Here is a 14,960-nt window from a genome sequence, read left to right on the forward strand (position 1 = left end):
GCAGGTGAAATCTGTGGTCAGGCTGGTCTGCAATTATGCAAGACGACTGATGGAGGTCTCATGAAACAGACGATGATCGCATGCGCCGCCGCTGCGCTGCTCGCGGCGCCGGCCCCGGCTTTCGCCGACAAGGCGAATGACACGCTCAATGTGGCGTACACCAAGGAATTGGAGAATGTGGACAGCTACTTCAATTCCGCGCGCGAGGGCGTCGTCCTGCAACGCGCGGTCTGGGATGGGCTGCTGTATCGCGACCCGGAGACCAACGAATACAAGGGCAATCTCGCCACATCGTGGAAGTGGATCGACGACAAGACGCTGGAGTTGACCCTCCGGGAGGGCGTGACCTTCCACAATGGCGAGCCGTTCGACGCCGACGATGTGGTCTACACGGTCAATTTCATCGCCGACCCGAAAAACGGGGTCAAGACACAGCGCAACGTCAACTGGCTGGAATCGGGCGAGAAGATCGATCAGTACACCGTGCGGCTGCATCTGAAGGCGCCGTTTCCGGCGGCGATCGAATATCTTTCGGGCCCGGTTTCGATGTACCCGAACGAATACTACGCCGAGGCCGGCCCCTCCGGCATGGGGCTGAAGCCGGTCGGCACCGGCCCCTACAAGGTGGTGTCGGTGACCCCCGGTCAGCATTTCGTGCTGGAGAAGTACGAGAATTATCATGACAGCCCGAAGGGCCAGCCCTCGATCGGAAAGATCGACATTCGCACCATTCCCGATGTGAACACGCAGATGGCGGAGCTTTTCGGCGGCACGCTCGATCTGATCTGGCAGGTTCCCGCCGATCAGGCTGAGCAGCTCGCGAAGATGGACCGGTTCACCGTCGCCAACGAGAGCACGATGCGCATCGGCTATCTGACGCTGGACGCCGCCGGGCGCACCGGCGAAGGCAACCCGTTCACCAAACTGAAGGTCCGGCAGGCGGTCAACTACGCGCTCAACCGCGAGGAGATGGTGAACGCGCTGCTGAAGGGCAAGTCGAAGGTGGTCTATTCGGCCTGCACGCCAAGTCAGTTCGGGTGCGAGCAGGACCTGGTTCAATACGAGTACAACCCGGAAAAGGCGAAGCAGCTTCTGGCCGAGGCGGGCTATCCCGATGGGTTCACCACGGAATTCTATTCCTATCGCAACCGGGACTATGGCGAGGCGATCGCGAACTATCTGAACGCGGTCGGCATCCGGACCGACTTCAAGGTGCTGCAGTATTCGGCGCTGCGCGAGATGCGGATGAAAGAGGGCTCGCCGATCGCGTTCATGACCTGGGGCAGCTTCTCGATCAACGATACGTCCGCGTCCACATCGCAGTTCTTCAAGTTCGGTTCGCTGGACGACGCGCGGGACGAGCAGGTGAGGGATTGGCTCGACGTCGCCGACAGCTCGACCGATCCCGAGGTGCGCAAGGAATATTACTCCAAGGCCTTGAAACGGATTTCGGATCAAGCGTATTGGGCTCCGATGTTCACCTACAACACCAACTATGTGTATTCGAAGGACGTCCTCTACACGCCCACCTCCGACGAGGTGCTCCGCTTCACGACGATGAAGTGGAACTGACCTGACCGCGAACTCGGCCGGGCCGCCCTTCCAGGGATTTCGGCCCGGTCGATGGAACCGCTGAGGAAGAAACGCCGGTGCTTATTTTCATACTGAAACGTCTGGGGCTGGCGGCGCTGGTGGCGCTGACCGTGTCCATGATCAGCTTCAGCCTGCTGTTTCTTTCCGGCGATCCGGCCTCGGCGATCGCGGGAGAGTCGGCGACGGATCAGGATGTCGAGGCGATCCGCATATTGTACGGCTTCGACCGCCCCATCACGGTTCAGTACTGGGACTGGCTCTCCAGCGCCCTTCAGGGGGATTTCGGCGAGAGCTACTATTTCAAGCTGCCGGTGGCCTCGCTGATCGCCGATCGGCTGTCGGTGACGATGCGGCTCGGGGTCTACGGCATGCTCTTCGCGCTGTTCACGGCGGTGCCGCTCGGCGTGCTATCGGCGATGAAGCCCAATTCGCTGATCGACCGGGGTTCTCTCTTTCTTTCGGTCATGGGGCAGGCGATGCCGAGCTTCTGGTTCGGGTTGATCCTGATCGTGGTCTTCTCGATCAAGCTCGGCTGGCTGCCGCCTTCGGGCTCGGACAGTCTGATCAAGTTCATCATGCCGACCATCGTTCTCGGCTATTACGCGATGCCGGCGATCATGCGGCTCACGCGCGCGGGGATGCTGGAGGTGCTCTCCTCCGACTATATCCGCACCGCGCGGGCGAAAGGCGCGGGCGAGATGCGGGTGATGTTCAAACATGCGCTCCGCAACGCGATCATCCCGGTCGTGTCGCTCGCCGCGGTGCAGATGGGCTTCATGCTGGGCGGCTCGATCGTGACCGAGACGGTGTTCGCCCTGCATGGCGCGGGCTATCTGGCGTGGGAGTCCATCGGGCGAAACGACCTGCCGACCGTGCAGGCGTTGATCCTGATCTTCTCACTGTTCTACATCGTCTTCACGTTCCTTTCCGATGTTCTGAACGCGTGGCTCGACCCGCGGATGAGGGCGGCTTGACATGACGCGCGCACCCGACGGCCTCTTCGACCATGACCCTCTCCTCGACGAGATCCAGGGCCCGACGCCGGGTCAGATGCTCCGGAAGCGGATCTTCGGCCATCAGGGATTGCTGATCGGCGTGTCCGTGCTGATCCTGCTGCTTCTCATCGCGGTCTTCGCGCCGTTTCTCACGCAGCATGACCCCTATACGCAGGATCTGATGGCGCGCATGCAGCCGCCGGCGTTCCTCGGCGGCGACTGGAACCATCCGCTCGGCACGGATCGTCTCGGCCGCGACTATCTCGCGCGCCTCGTCTACGGCGCCCGCATCTCGCTTCTGATCGGCACGGTCGCGGCGTTGATCTCCGGTGTGATCGGAACGGCGATGGGCGTCGCGGCGGGCTTTTTCGGCGGCAAGGTCGATACGGTCGTGACCTTCATGATCAATGTCCGCCTCGCCATGCCGGTGGTTCTGGTCGCGCTCGCGGTGGTCGCGGTTCTAGGCGGGTCGCTGAACGTGGTGATCGGCGTGCTCGGGCTCCTGCTCTGGGATCGGTTCGCGGTGGTGATGCGCGCCTCGGTCCGCCAGGTGCGCCGGCGCGAATATGTGGCGGCGGCGCGGGCGATCGGCTGCTCCACCACTCGGATCATCATGACCGAGATCATGCCGAACATCCTCAACAACCTGATCGTGGTGGTGACGCTGGAGATGGCGCACGCGATCCTGCTGGAGGCGGCGCTCTCCTTTCTCGGCCTCGGCGTTCAGCCGCCGACGCCGAGCTGGGGGCTGATGGTCTCCGAGGGCAAGGACATGATGTTGTTCGAGCCGTGGCTGGTGATGATCCCGGGCGCCTTGCTGTTCGCCCTGGTGCTCGCGATCAACCTGATGGGCGACGGGCTGCGCGATGTGACCGCGCCTGAAAACCGGAGTTGAAGCGCGTATGACCGAAACCGCCCGGAGCGACTCCGACCCCATCCTTTCCGTCAGGAACCTGACCGTCGACATTCCGGTCGGCGGCGGCGTGCTCCACGCCGTGCGCGACGTGGATTTCGATCTGAGGCGCGGCGAGACCCTCAGCATCGTCGGCGAAAGCGGCTCGGGCAAGTCGCTGACTTCTCTCGCGCTGATGGGGCTGCTCGGCAATGGAATCGAGCGGCGGGCGGACCGGATGGAGTTCGACGGAATCGACCTCCTCAAGATCGGCCGGCGGGAGATGCGCCGCCTTCGCGGCGACCGGATGGCGATGATCTTTCAGGAGCCGATGAGCTCGCTCAATCCCGCGTTCACCATCGGCGACCAGTTGACGGAGGCGCTGCTGCTGCATCGCAACGTCGGCAAGAGCGCGGCGCGCGCGCGCGCGGTGGAACTGCTCGGAAAGGTCGGCATCACTGGCGCGGAAAGCCGCCTCTCGCAATATCCGCATCAGCTTTCGGGCGGGCTTCGCCAGCGGGTGATGATCGCGATGGCGCTGATGTGCGAGCCTGAGCTGATCATCGCGGACGAGCCGACCACGGCGCTGGACGTGACCATTCAGGCGCAGATCCTGCGGCTGCTCGCCGATCTCGGCCGGGAGATGAACATGGCGATGATTCTCATCACCCATGATCTCGGCGTCGTCGCGCGCGTCACCGACAATGTGGCGGTGATGTACGCCGGCGGACTGATGGAGACCGGCACGGCCATGGAAGTCTTCAACACGCCGACCCATCCTTACACGCGCGGATTGCTGAACTGCATACCGGTGCCGGGCAAGAACGAGCGCGGCTCGATGCTCGGCGCCATTCCGGGGATCGTGCCGAGCCTGATCGGCGAGGTCTCGGGCTGCCCGTTCCGCACGCGCTGCCCTGAGGCGGTCGCGGCCTGCGCCGGCGCGATCCCGCTTCGCAGGATGGGCGATCACGCGTTTCGGTGCGTTCATGAGACCGGCCGCAAGCCGGCGGAGGCGACAGTATGACCGCGCCGGCCCTCGAGCTTCGCAACGTCACGAAGACCTACCGGGTCAAGCAGGGGATGTTCGCGAAGTCGAAGCCGCTTCACGCGGTGAACGGCGTCTCGCTGAAGGTCGAGAAGGGCGAGGTGCTCGGCCTTGTCGGGGAGTCCGGCTGCGGCAAGTCCACGCTCGCCAAGGTGCTGCTGGGCCTCGAACAGCCGACGTCGGGCGAGGTCCTCGTCGATGGCGAAGCGCTGATCGGGCAGGACCGGCGCAAGCTCGCCCGCCGCATCCAGCCGATCTTTCAGGATCCGTATTCATCGCTGAACCCGCGCAAGAGCATCGCCGACATCATCTCGCTTCCGCTCAGGGTCCACGGGGTGGGCGACGCCGCCAGCCAGGACAAGGCGGTTCGGGAGATCCTGGACATCGTCGGCCTGCCGGCCCGGGTGATGGACACCTATCCGAGCCAGATGTCCGGCGGCCAACGCCAGCGCGTCGCCATCGCCCGCGCGCTGGTGATGCGCCCCGAGATCGTGATCTGCGACGAGCCGACCTCGGCGCTGGACGTCTCGGTGCAGTCGCAAATCCTGAACCTTTTGACCGAACTCCGGCGCGAATTGGGGCTGACCTACCTCTTCATCAGTCACAATCTCGCCGTGGTCGAGCATCTGGCGAGCCGGGTGGCGGTGATGTATCTCGGCCGGATCGTCGAGGAGACCAGGGTGGACGCGCTGTTCGACACTCCCCGCCATCCTTACACCGAAGCCCTGCTGGCCTCCGTGCTGACCCCGGACCCGTCGCTCGGCGTGCCGGAGACGCATCTCGGCGCCGATTACCCTGATCCGGTCGCGCCGCCTCCCGGCTGCCATTTCCATCCCCGATGCCCCAAGATAATGCCGGTATGCCGCACCGTCGCGCCGCGCCCGATCGAGGACGAGAAGGGTATGGTCGAGTGCCACCTCTACGGACCCGAGCCCGCCAACTGAGACCGCGCCGCCGCGAGAGGCGGGCGCGCCGGGCGTAAGGCCGCCGCCAGCGCTGGGGCCGGGCTGTGATTGTAAATAGCCGATGACCCTGCATGGGAGGGAAGACATGACCGAAGCATCCCGCGAAGGCGCGATTCAGCGCGCATCCGACTGGTTCGACAGCGGCGCGTTTCAGAGCGAGCTTTCTCGCCTCGTCGCCTACGAAACCGAGAGCCAGAATCCGGCGCAGAAGGCCGAACTTTCGCGCTATCTCGACGAGGCGATGGCGCCTCGGCTGAAGGCGATGGGGTTCGAACTCTCCCGGCATGAAAACACCGATCCGCGCGGCGGCCCGTTCCTCGTCGGCGTCCGGATCGAGGACGCGGCCCTGCCGACCGTCCTGACCTACGGCCATGGCGACGTGATCCGCGCCCAGACCGACCAGTGGCGCGAGGGATTGCACCCGTTCAAGCTGGTGGAGGAGGGCGACCGGCTCTATGGCCGCGGCACGGCGGACAACAAGGGCCAGCATCTGATCAACATCGCCGCGCTCGAGGCGGTGCTGGCGGAACGCGGCGCGCTCGGCTTCAACGCCAAGATCGTGATCGAGATGTCGGAGGAGGTCGGCTCCTGCGGCCTCGCCGAATTCTTCGAGGCGGAAAAGGATCTGCTGAAGGCGGATGTGCTGATCGCCTCCGACGGCCCGCGTCTTCAGCCTGACACGCCGACGTTTTTCATGGGCTCGCGCGGCGGCGTGAATTTCGATCTTGTGGTCGATCTTCGCGAGGGCGCGCACCATTCCGGCAACTGGGGCGGTCTGCTCGCGGACCCGGCGACGATCCTCGCCCATGCGCTGGCGACGATCGTGGACCGACGCGGCTCGATCCGGATCCCCGAATGGCGCCCGACCAGTCTCACGCCCGAGATCCGCGCCGCGCTGAAAGATCTGCCGGTCGAGGTGAGCGATGGCCCCGCGATCGACCCGGATTGGGGCGAGCCGGACCTGACCCCGGCCGAACGGCTCTATGGCTGGAACAGCTTTGCGGTTCTGGCGATGACGAGCGGCGTCCCCGCGGCGCCGGTCAACGCGATCTCGGCCACCGCCCGTGCGACCTGTCAGTTGCGCTATGTCGTCGGCACCGAGCCGGACGACATCCTGCCGGCGCTCCGCCGCCATCTGGACCGGGAGGGGTTCGGGATGGTCGAGATCTCGCCCGCCGATCGGCTGTTCTTCAAGGCGACGCGGCTGGATCCGAACCATCCCTGGGCCCGCTTCACCGCGAAGTCGCTCGAGCGGACCAGTGGCAAGGCGCCTCATGTGCTGCCGAATCTCGCGGGCTCGCTCCCGAATGACAGCTTCACCGACATTCTCGGCCTGCCGACCATCTGGATCCCGCACAGCTATCGGGCCTGCTCGCAGCACGCGCCGGACGAGCATGTGCTGAAGACGGTCTCGCGCGATGCGGTTCGCTGCATGGCCGGGATCTTCTGGGACGTGAGCGCCGAAAAGGTCGCCTGAGCCCACCGGAATCCTGCGCGACTGGCGGAAAAGGCGTAGGGTGGCTTCCTCGGAGCCACCCGAGCGCATCGGATCGGGACGCGAATGCCGATCCGGGCATACGCGGAGGAAGCGGAATGTGTAATATCTTCGCCGGTCAGGAGCCCGCCCGTTACCGGAACGAAACCCGAAGCATGCGTCTGAACGGCCAGTGCACAAGCGTTCGCCTTGAAAACGCGTTCTGGCGGATCATTGACGAGATCGCGGCCGGAGAGGGGCTCTCGACGCCGGCTTTCGTCTCCAGGCTTCATTCGGAGGTTCTGGAGCGGCGCGGCGAGCCAGAGAATTTCTCGTCGCTGCTGCGGTGCTCCTGCCTGATCTACATGGAGCGGACGACAGCGCCGCGAGACGTGATGATCGCGGCGGAATGAGCGCGGCGCATCCCGGAGGGATGTGGTAGCGGGATAACACCCGGAGGTGGCGGGAACGCCATTTAATTCTCCCCTGACGCAATCAATGCGGGGGAGGCTGTATGGCCAAGGCCATTCATAGCATGATCCGCGTGCTCGACGAAGCGCGCGCAGTCGGTTTCTATCGCACGGCTTTCGGGCTGGAGATCGCAGACCGGCTGGATTTCGAAACATTCACGCTCGTTTATCTCAGCAACGCCGAAACGGCGTTCGAGTTGGAGCTGACGGTCAACAAGGACCGGCGCGAACCCTATGATCTGGGCGACGGCTACGGCCATCTCGCGGTTTCGGTCGACGATCTGGAGGCCGAACATGCGCGGTTGACGGCGGCGGGGCTGAACCCCCGCAAGCTTGTCGAGTTCGCCCCGGACGGCGAGCTGGTCGGGCGTTTCTTCTTCATCGCCGACCCGGACGGATACGAGATTGAAGTGCTGGAGCGCTCCGGGAGGTTCAAATGATCTCGCGGCGGGGCGCCGATAATGAACTCAATGAAAGGGGAAGATACGCCATGACCAGCCTGTCCAGCGAAGTGGGATTGACCCGCCGCGGCCTGCTCGCGCGAAGCGCGGCGGCGGGCGCCGTTTTCGTCATCGGCCCGGGATTCGTCGCTGGGAGCGACGCGGCGTGGGCGATGGAGACGACGACGCTGAAGCCGAAAACGATGGCGACGCTGATCCAGATGGCGCGCGATATCTATCCGCACGACAAGGTGGGCGACGAATTTTACGCCGTGGCGGTCAAAGGCCATGACACGGCGGAGGCGGCGCCTGACATCGAGATCGGAATCGCCGGGCTGGACGCGGCCGCGCAGGGCGCAGGCCACGCCGACTATCTCTCCGTCGGGTGGGAGCGCGAGCGCGCCGACATTCTCCGGACGATGGAGAACAGCCCGTTCTTTCAGAAGATCCGCGGCGGCCTGATCACCGGCCTCTACAACCAGAAGGCGGTGTGGCCGGTCTTCGGTTATGAGGGCGAGTCCTATTCGAAGGGCGGCTACATCGATCGCGGGTTCGACGACATCAACTGGCTTTGAGCCGGAACAAGGAGGAGGAACGGTCATGGCTGCGCCATTTGATCTGAAGGACGACAGCGTCGTCGTCATCGTCGGCACGGGCTCGGGGGGCGGCGTTCTCGCGAATGAACTCGCGCAGAAGGGCGTCTCGGTCGTCGCGCTGGAGGCGGGGGGGCGGTATCTTCCCGATGACTACATCAATGACGAGTGGGAAAGCTTCGGTCAGCTCGCCTGGACCGATCCGCGCACCACGTCGGGCGAGTGGCGGGTGGCGAAGGACTTCTCCGGCCTTCCCGCCTGGATCGTGAAGGCGGTCGGCGGGACCAGCATCCACTGGGCCGGCGCCTCTCTCCGACTTCAGGAGCACGAGTGGAAGGCGAAGACGGCTTATGGAGACATTCCGGGCGCGAACCTCATCGATTGGCCGATCGACAGCGAGGAGATGGCCCCCTGGTATGACAAGGCCGAGAAAAAGCTGCGCGTGACCCGCACAAACGACTGGCCGGGATTGCCGGGAAACAACAATTTCAAGGTGATGGAAGCGGGCGCCAAGGCGCTCGGCTACCGGCAGGTGCATACCGGCCGCATGGCGATCAACTCCATCGAAAATGACGACCGGCCAGCCTGCCAGCAGGTCGGGTTCTGTTTTCAGGGGTGCAAGTTCGGGGCGAAATGGTCCGCCGCCTACACGGACATTCCGCGCGGCGAGGCCACGGGAAACCTGGAGGTGCGCGAGCGGTGCCAGGCGCTTCGCATCGAGCACGGGCCGGACGGCAAGGTCAACGGCGTCGTCTACGCCGCCGCGGACGGAACCGAACGGAAGCAGATGGCGCGGGTGGTCTGCGTCGCCGGAAATTCGATTGAATCGCCGCGGCTTCTGCTGAATTCCGCCAGCTCCATGTATCCGGACGGGCTGGCCAACTCCTCCGGGCAGGTCGGGCGCAACTACATGCGGCACATGACCGCCTCGGTCTACGGCGTGTTCGACAAGCCGGTGAGGATGTGGCGCGGCACGACGATGGCCGGCATCGTTCAGGACGAGGCGCGCCACGATCCCTCGCGCGGGTTCGTCGGCGGCTATGAGTTCGAGACGATTTCACTCGGCCTGCCGTTCATGGCGGCGTTCCTCAATCCAGGCGCGTGGGGGCGCGAGTTCACGACCGCAATCGACAGTTACGAGAACATGGCCGGCATGTGGATCGTCGGCGAGGATCTGCCGCAGGAGACGAACCGGGTGACGCTCAACCATGACGTGAAGGATCAGTTCGGCCTGCCGGTCGCCGACGTTCATTACGACGATCACCCGAACGACCGCGCCATGCGCGCGCACGGCTACAAGCAGGGCGCGGCGATCTATGACGCGGTCGGCGCGACGCGGATCTTGCCGACCCCGCCCTATCCCTCGACCCACAATATGGGCACCAACCGGATGTCGGAGAAAGCGCGCGACGGCGTGGTCGACAAATGGGGGCGGAGCCACGATGTCGCCAATCTCTTCGTCTCGGACGGCTCCCAGTTCACCAGCAGCGGGGCGGAGAACCCGACGCTCACAATCGTCTCGCTGGCGATCCGGCAGGCGGATCATCTGGCGGGCGCGCTCTCGCGGGGCGATCTCTGAGCGGATGACGGGCGGCGGCCGGAGCCGCCGCCGCCAGCCCCCGAATCCCCTTTTTCAGGCCGAAGGCCCAGCGGGGCCTTCGGCCGGTGGCGGAATTCGACTCGCCAGGAGCGGCTTGCGACAGGGGCGCCGCCGACGCCGATCATCGCGATCGACAGCCTCTGCGGTCCCGACCGAGGGCTGGCGCGACGCGCGCGCCTCGGTTTAGGTGTTGAGGGCGGGACAGCGGAGTGGCGAGGATGAGCGAATTGCAGCTGAAACTGAACGCTGAAGAGGTGTTCAGCTTTCTTGAATCGGTGTTTCCGGCCGTGAGGGGCCGGTTCAGCGTGCGCGAGCTTTCACCGATGCGCGTGATCATGCGCCGCGAGACCGGCCCGAACGACATCCGGCCGGGCGGCACCGTTTCCGGCCCGGCGATGTTCGAGATGGCGGATTGCGCCTTCTATGTGGCTGTGCTCGCGATGATCGGCCGCCAGCCGCTCACCGTCACGTCCGGCGCGGCGATCAACTTTCTCAACAAGCCGGCGCCGACCGCGCTGATCTGCGAAGCGCGGATCCTCAAGCTCGGCCGAACCCTGGCGACCGGGGACGCGCTGCTCTGGTCCGAGGGGCAGGAGAAGCCGGTCGCGCACGCGACGCTGACCTACGCGATCCCGAGAAGCGCCGCCGTTTGATGGGGTATTATATAACCCCATCGACAACTCATTGTTCTATATAGTGTAAATTGGCGTCTGCGTCGTTGACATCTGCGGTGGAATCACTAAAAGACCCCATCAGTTTCGCGTCGCAGGGCGCGCAGGCCCGATGGATGGACAGGTTATGAAAACATACAGCGCCAAACCGGCCGATATCGAGAAGAAATGGGTGATCGTCGACGCCACCGGCGTCGTCCTCGGCCGGCTCGCCTCGATCATCGCCATGCGGCTCCGCGGCAAGCACAAGGCGACCTTCACGCCGCATATGGACATGGGCGACAATGTGATCGTCATCAACGCCGGCAAGGTGCAGATGACCGGGAACAAGCGCGCCGACAAGGTCTATTACCGGCACACCGGCTATCCGGGCGGGATCAAGTCGCGCACCGCCGCGCAGATCCTCGACGGCGCGCATCCCGAGCGGGTGCTCGAGAAGGCGGTCTCGCGGATGATGCCGGGCGGGCCGTTGACCCGCAAGCAGCTTGGCAACCTCCGGATCTACGCCGGCGAGAGCCACCCGCACGAGGCGCAGGCGCCGGAGGCGCTGGACGTTCGGTCGATGAACAAGAAGAACACCCGGAGCGCATGAGCATGGCTGAAGAGATCAAATCGCTTGACGATCTGAAGGATGCGGTTGACGCGTCCGGCGGCGTCGCCGCCGAAGCCGCGACCCCGCGCGAGCCGGTCCGGGACGCGCTTGGCCGCTCCTATGCGACCGGAAAGCGGAAGGATGCGGTCGCGCGCGTCTGGGTGCGGCCCGGCTCCGGCAAGGTCGTGGTGAACGGCAAGGAGATGGAGGCGTATTTCGCCCGTCCGGTGCTTCAGATGGTGCTGAAGCAGGCGTTCTCCGTCGCCAATGTCGACGGTCAGTTCGACGTGAAGGCGACTGTGAAGGGCGGAGGGCTTTCAGGCCAGGCCGGCGCGGTGAAGCACGGCGTCGCCAAGGCGCTCAGCCTCTATGACCCGTCGCTCCGCACCGCGCTGAAGGCGGCGGGCTTTCTCACCCGCGACAGCCGCGTGGTCGAGCGGAAGAAATATGGTCGCCGGAAGGCGCGGCGGAGCTTCCAGTTCTCCAAGCGCTGAACCGCGTCACCGAAGATGCGAACGGGCCCGGCTTTGCGCCGGGCCTTTTCTTTTTGACGCGGCCCGCAAAGCGCGCCGGAGCGCGCCGCGCCTAGAGCCGGTCCCTCAACCGATACCAGAGCATGGCCAGCGCGAGGAGCGGCCAGCGGAGCCGGCCGCCGCCGGGGAAGCGCGGGGAAGGGACGGAGGCGAAGATGTCGAAGCGCTCCGCCTGTCCCGCCGCCGCCTCCGCCGCCAGCGCGCCGGCGAGCGTCGCCATCGCGACGCCATGTCCGGAATAGCCGGAAGCGGAGAGGATAGCCGCTCCGCTCCGCGCCAGATGCGGCATCCGGTTCCTGGTGATCGCGAGCGTGCCCCCCCATCCGAAGTCGATCCGCGCGTCGCGAAGCTGAGGGTAGATCTTCAGCATTCTGGTCCGGACGAAGGCCTTGATATCGGACGGAAACCGGTACCCGTAGCTTTCTCCGCCCCCGAACAGCAATCTTCGGTCGGGGGAGAGGCGATAATAGTTCACCACGAATTTCGTATCGGCGACGGCCATGTCGTTGGCGATCAGGCTGCGGGCGCGCTCAGGCGTCAGGGGCTCGGTCGCGATGATGAAATTGTTGATCGGCATCACGCGCGCGGCGATATCGGGCGCGAGCCCGCCAAGATAGCCGTTGCAGGCGAGGATCGCCTGATCCGCCTCGACCACGCCGTCCGCGGTCCGCACAAGAGGCCGGGTTTGGTCCTCGATGCTGACCGCTTCGCTGTTTTCGTGGATGCGCACGCCGGCGGCGGCGGCGGCGCGCGCGAGGCCGAGCGCGTAATTCAGCGGGTGGAGATGCGCGGCGCCGGGATCGATCAGACCGGCATGGTAGGCGGGGCTGCCGACGAGCGCGTGGAGCGCGTCCCGATCGAGATACTCGGTTTGGTGGCCATAGCGCGCCGCAAGATGCGCGCTCTCCCGCCGCAGCGCGGGCGCGAGCCGGGCGCGGTGCGCGGCGTGGATCAGGCCGGGGCGAAGGGAGCAGGCGATCGCGTGGCGCCGGATCAACGCCTTGACCAGGGCTTTCGCCTCCTCGGCGAGAGCCCAGAGCTGGTCGGCGTGGGCGCGGCCGAGAAGCGCCTCCAGATCCCGCTGGCCAAGGCGCTGCCCGGAGCCGACCTGCCCGCCGTTTCGCCCCGACGCGCCCCAGCCGACGCGGTGGGCGTCGAGGAGAACGACGTCGAATCCCCTCTCCGCCAGATGCAGCGCCGCGGAGAGGCCCGTGTAGCCGCCGCCGACGACGCAGATATCGGCCTTCGTCCGGCCCTTCAGCGGCGGATGATCGGCGCGCGCCGCCGCCGTCGCGGCGTACCATGACGGCGCGTCGACGCCGGGCGCGTCGTTGGCGTGAAGAAGATTGAGGCTCATCTCGGCTCCGGATCCTTTGGCGTCGGCCCGCTGCGCGACAATCTGCCGATAAAATTCCGACCGTGGATGCGCTAGGTATCGATCATGACCTATACCGACAATAGCGAAACCCTGACCGAGAATCCCGCCCCTTCATCCGACGCCGTGATCGAATATGGCGACGCGCATGCGACCTTCGGAGACCGGTTGACCGCCGCGCGTGAGGCGTTCGGGCTTTCGCCGGAGCAGTTGGCCTGGCGGCTGGGCGTCCGGCGCGCGACCATTTTCTCATGGGAGAACGATCAGTCCGAACCGCGCTCCAACCGGATGCAGATGCTCGCGGGCGTTCTCAACGTCTCGTTGATCTGGCTGATGACCGGCGAAGGCGATGGACCAGGCGCCGCGCCGGCGGCGCCGACGACGCCGGAAGCGGTGGGCGTTCTGGCCGAGTTCGCCGCGCTCCGCGTCGAGCAGCGGCGTCTCGCCGACCGGTTCGTCCGGCTGGAGGCGCGGCTGCGAGCCGCGCTGATCGGGTAGGGCGGCGATGACGGCGGTCCGGGAAGAGCCGATGGAGACTCGTCTTCGCCGCCTGTCGATGCGCAGTTGGCGCCGCGGCATGAGAGAGATGGATTTGATTCTCGGCCGCTTCGCCGATGCGCGCCTTGGCGCTCTGGAGGCGGCCGAACTGGCGGCCTACGAGGCGTTGCTCGACGAAAACGACCAGGATCTCTATCGCTGGATCGGCGCCGCGGCGCCGACGCCGGCCGCGCATGAGCCGATCATTGCGATTATCGCCGGATTTCACGGTATTCAGCGATAAACCTGCGCCCAATTAACCGGGTGTTCGCTCTTTATGGCGATTCTCTCCCCTGAATGGAGTCTAGGGAGACGAACGGATGAGTATCCACAAGCGGGTCGAGGCTTCGGATTTCGAGGACGATCCTGGGGCGACCGTCCCGACATATGTCGAAGCGCTGGCGCTGATCGAGCGGCTTCACCGGCTTCTTCTCGATGTGATCAAGGACGAGTTCGAACGCCTCGGGCGGCTCGACATCAACAGCGTGCAGGCGCTCCTGCTTTACAATATCGGCGAGAACGAGGTGACGGCGGGCGAGCTGAAAAGCCGCGGCTACTATCAGGGGTCGAACGTCTCCTACAATCTCAAGAAGCTGGTGGATGGCGGCTACATGCATCATCAGCGTTGCGAGATCGATCGCCGCGCGGTGCGAATCAGATTGACCGAGGAAGGCCTCAAGGTGCGCGAGATCGTAGGCGCGCTGTTTGAGAATCACGCGGAATTGCTGATGAGCCGCAAGAATTTCGGCGATGACGCGATGCAGAGCATGATTCAGAATCTGCGAGGCATGGAGCGGTTCTGGACCGAGCAGATCCGGTATATCTACTGACGTCGGCGGGCGCTCCGGCGGCGGTCTCTCGGAGCGCCCTTTCTCCTTCCTGACATCCGGACGGGCGGCGGACGAGATGCGCGCAGGCGCTCGCCGCCGCTCGCGGCCATGAATCAGGCCGCCGGCGCGCTCGCGGGGCCGCGCCCCTCGCACTTTCCTCTCGCGCCGCTGAAGTCCCTCTGTTATGGAAGCGCCGGTTTCCAAGGGGCGGCCGCCTTCGCAGGGCATACCGCCCGCGGGGCGCTCGCCCTTGGGCGGGCGTGGTGGAACTGGTAGACACGCGAGATTTAGGTTCTCGTGCCGCAAGGCGTGGGGGTTCAAGTCCCTCCGCCCGCACCACTTTTTGCGCCGGCCT

17 protein-coding genes and 1 tRNA gene are annotated in these 14,960 nt (G+C 65.3%); 17 read left to right on the forward strand and 1 reads right to left on the reverse strand.

Translation table 11 applies throughout. From position 1 onward, the window contains the following. Window positions 1–60 precede the first annotated feature (60 nt). From WG921_RS09415 to rpsI, 13 genes are all read left to right on the forward strand, one after another. The gene (locus WG921_RS09415) at window positions 61–1,572 is read left to right on the forward strand and encodes an ABC transporter substrate-binding protein (RefSeq protein ID WP_413788578.1); all 1,512 of its coding nucleotides are present in this window, start codon (window positions 61–63) and stop codon (window positions 1,570–1,572) included. Between the two features lie 77 nt (window positions 1,573–1,649). Next, a complete protein-coding gene (locus WG921_RS09420; protein ID WP_340108977.1) occupies window positions 1,650–2,567 on the forward strand; it encodes an ABC transporter permease in 918 nt (305 codons plus the stop codon). 1 nt (window position 2,568) lies between these two features. Beyond that, complete coding sequence (locus tag WG921_RS09425) at window positions 2,569–3,483, forward strand: ABC transporter permease (protein ID WP_340108978.1); 915 nt, start codon at window positions 2,569–2,571, stop codon at window positions 3,481–3,483. Window positions 3,484–3,490: 7 nt separating this feature from the next. Next, window positions 3,491–4,504: an ABC transporter ATP-binding protein gene (locus WG921_RS09430; protein ID WP_340108979.1), complete on the forward strand. Its 1,014-nt coding sequence runs from the start codon at window positions 3,491–3,493 to the stop codon at window positions 4,502–4,504. Continuing rightward, entirely contained in the window at window positions 4,501–5,469 is a 969-nt protein-coding gene (locus WG921_RS09435) for an ABC transporter ATP-binding protein (RefSeq protein ID WP_340108980.1), read from the forward strand. The genes WG921_RS09430 and WG921_RS09435 overlap by 4 nt, the downstream gene beginning before the upstream one ends. A 106-nt stretch (window positions 5,470–5,575) precedes the next feature. After that, on the forward strand, window positions 5,576–6,967 hold the full coding sequence (locus WG921_RS09440; RefSeq protein WP_340108981.1) for a M20 family metallopeptidase: 1,392 nt from the start codon (window positions 5,576–5,578) through the stop codon (window positions 6,965–6,967). A gap of 116 nt (window positions 6,968–7,083) precedes the next feature. Next, complete coding sequence (locus tag WG921_RS09445) at window positions 7,084–7,377, forward strand: ribbon-helix-helix domain-containing protein (protein WP_340108982.1); 294 nt, start codon at window positions 7,084–7,086, stop codon at window positions 7,375–7,377. 101 nt (window positions 7,378–7,478) lie between these two features. Continuing rightward, a complete protein-coding gene (locus WG921_RS09450; RefSeq protein ID WP_340108983.1) occupies window positions 7,479–7,874 on the forward strand; it encodes a VOC family protein in 396 nt (131 codons plus the stop codon). Window positions 7,875–7,924: 50 nt separating this feature from the next. Next, complete coding sequence (locus tag WG921_RS09455) at window positions 7,925–8,449, forward strand: twin-arginine translocation signal domain-containing protein (protein ID WP_340108984.1); 525 nt, start codon at window positions 7,925–7,927, stop codon at window positions 8,447–8,449. Window positions 8,450–8,474: 25 nt separating this feature from the next. Further along, window positions 8,475–10,046, forward strand: a complete 1,572-nt coding sequence (locus tag WG921_RS09460; protein WP_340108985.1) for a GMC family oxidoreductase — start codon at window positions 8,475–8,477, stop codon at window positions 10,044–10,046. Between the two features lie 239 nt (window positions 10,047–10,285). Further along, entirely contained in the window at window positions 10,286–10,720 is a 435-nt protein-coding gene (locus tag WG921_RS09465; RefSeq protein WP_340108986.1) for a PaaI family thioesterase, read from the forward strand. 145 nt (window positions 10,721–10,865) lie between these two features. Next, window positions 10,866–11,330, forward strand: coding sequence for a 50S ribosomal protein L13 (gene rplM / locus WG921_RS09470; RefSeq protein WP_340108987.1), 465 nt, complete (start codon window positions 10,866–10,868; stop codon window positions 11,328–11,330). A 2-nt stretch (window positions 11,331–11,332) separates the two neighbouring features. Beyond that, window positions 11,333–11,824 carry a 30S ribosomal protein S9 gene (gene rpsI / locus WG921_RS09475; RefSeq protein ID WP_340108988.1) on the forward strand — a complete coding sequence of 164 codons (492 nt, stop codon included), beginning with the start codon at window positions 11,333–11,335 and terminating at the stop codon, window positions 11,822–11,824. A gap of 91 nt (window positions 11,825–11,915) precedes the next feature. On the opposite strand, the gene WG921_RS09480 is transcribed toward rpsI, so the two are convergent. Continuing rightward, window positions 11,916–13,220: an NAD(P)/FAD-dependent oxidoreductase gene (locus WG921_RS09480; RefSeq protein ID WP_340108989.1), complete on the reverse strand. Its 1,305-nt coding sequence runs from the start codon at window positions 13,218–13,220 to the stop codon at window positions 11,916–11,918. 84 nt (window positions 13,221–13,304) lie between these two features. On the opposite strand from WG921_RS09480, the gene WG921_RS09485 reads away from it, so the two are divergent. The 4 genes from WG921_RS09485 (at window position 13,305) to WG921_RS09500 (ending at window position 14,944) form a co-directional block, all read left to right on the forward strand. After that, window positions 13,305–13,736, forward strand: a complete 432-nt coding sequence (locus WG921_RS09485; RefSeq protein WP_340108990.1) for a helix-turn-helix domain-containing protein — start codon at window positions 13,305–13,307, stop codon at window positions 13,734–13,736. A 58-nt stretch (window positions 13,737–13,794) separates the two neighbouring features. Then, window positions 13,795–14,019 (forward strand): FAD assembly factor SdhE, encoded by a 225-nt coding sequence (locus tag WG921_RS09490; RefSeq protein WP_413788583.1) that lies wholly within the window; start codon window positions 13,795–13,797, stop codon window positions 14,017–14,019. 76 nt (window positions 14,020–14,095) lie between these two features. Continuing rightward, window positions 14,096–14,605 carry a MarR family winged helix-turn-helix transcriptional regulator gene (locus WG921_RS09495; RefSeq protein WP_340108992.1) on the forward strand — a complete coding sequence of 170 codons (510 nt, stop codon included), beginning with the start codon at window positions 14,096–14,098 and terminating at the stop codon, window positions 14,603–14,605. Window positions 14,606–14,859: 254 nt separating this feature from the next. Continuing rightward, a tRNA-Leu gene (locus WG921_RS09500) sits at window positions 14,860–14,944 on the forward strand. Window positions 14,945–14,960 lie beyond the last annotated feature (16 nt).

This window comes from Paludibacillus litoralis (assembly GCF_037646705.1).
Classification (GTDB): Bacteria; Pseudomonadota; Alphaproteobacteria; order Rhodobacterales; family Rhodobacteraceae; genus Pikeienuella; species Pikeienuella litoralis.

Coding starts and splice junctions, on each gene's coding strand:
- WG921_RS09455 (WP_340108984.1), top strand. CDS start 7,925: ATGACCAGCCTGTCCAGCGAAGTGGGATTGACCCGCCGCGGCCTGCTC.
- rpsI (WP_340108988.1), top strand. CDS start 11,333: ATGGCTGAAGAGATCAAATCGCTTGACGATCTGAAGGATGCGGTTGAC.
- WG921_RS09485 (WP_340108990.1), top strand. CDS start 13,305: ATGACCTATACCGACAATAGCGAAACCCTGACCGAGAATCCCGCCCCT.
- WG921_RS09430 (WP_340108979.1), top strand. CDS start 3,491: ATGACCGAAACCGCCCGGAGCGACTCCGACCCCATCCTTTCCGTCAGG.
- WG921_RS09495 (WP_340108992.1), top strand. CDS start 14,096: ATGAGTATCCACAAGCGGGTCGAGGCTTCGGATTTCGAGGACGATCCT.
- WG921_RS09490 (WP_413788583.1), top strand. CDS start 13,795: ATGCGCAGTTGGCGCCGCGGCATGAGAGAGATGGATTTGATTCTCGGC.
- WG921_RS09460 (WP_340108985.1), top strand. CDS start 8,475: ATGGCTGCGCCATTTGATCTGAAGGACGACAGCGTCGTCGTCATCGTC.
- WG921_RS09440 (WP_340108981.1), top strand. CDS start 5,576: ATGACCGAAGCATCCCGCGAAGGCGCGATTCAGCGCGCATCCGACTGG.
- WG921_RS09445 (WP_340108982.1), top strand. CDS start 7,084: ATGTGTAATATCTTCGCCGGTCAGGAGCCCGCCCGTTACCGGAACGAA.
- WG921_RS09425 (WP_340108978.1), top strand. CDS start 2,569: ATGACGCGCGCACCCGACGGCCTCTTCGACCATGACCCTCTCCTCGAC.
- WG921_RS09415 (WP_413788578.1), top strand. CDS start 61: ATGAAACAGACGATGATCGCATGCGCCGCCGCTGCGCTGCTCGCGGCG.
- rplM (WP_340108987.1), top strand. CDS start 10,866: ATGAAAACATACAGCGCCAAACCGGCCGATATCGAGAAGAAATGGGTG.
- WG921_RS09465 (WP_340108986.1), top strand. CDS start 10,286: ATGAGCGAATTGCAGCTGAAACTGAACGCTGAAGAGGTGTTCAGCTTT.
- WG921_RS09450 (WP_340108983.1), top strand. CDS start 7,479: ATGGCCAAGGCCATTCATAGCATGATCCGCGTGCTCGACGAAGCGCGC.
- WG921_RS09480 (WP_340108989.1), bottom strand. CDS start 13,220: ATGAGCCTCAATCTTCTTCACGCCAACGACGCGCCCGGCGTCGACGCG.
- WG921_RS09435 (WP_340108980.1), top strand. CDS start 4,501: ATGACCGCGCCGGCCCTCGAGCTTCGCAACGTCACGAAGACCTACCGG.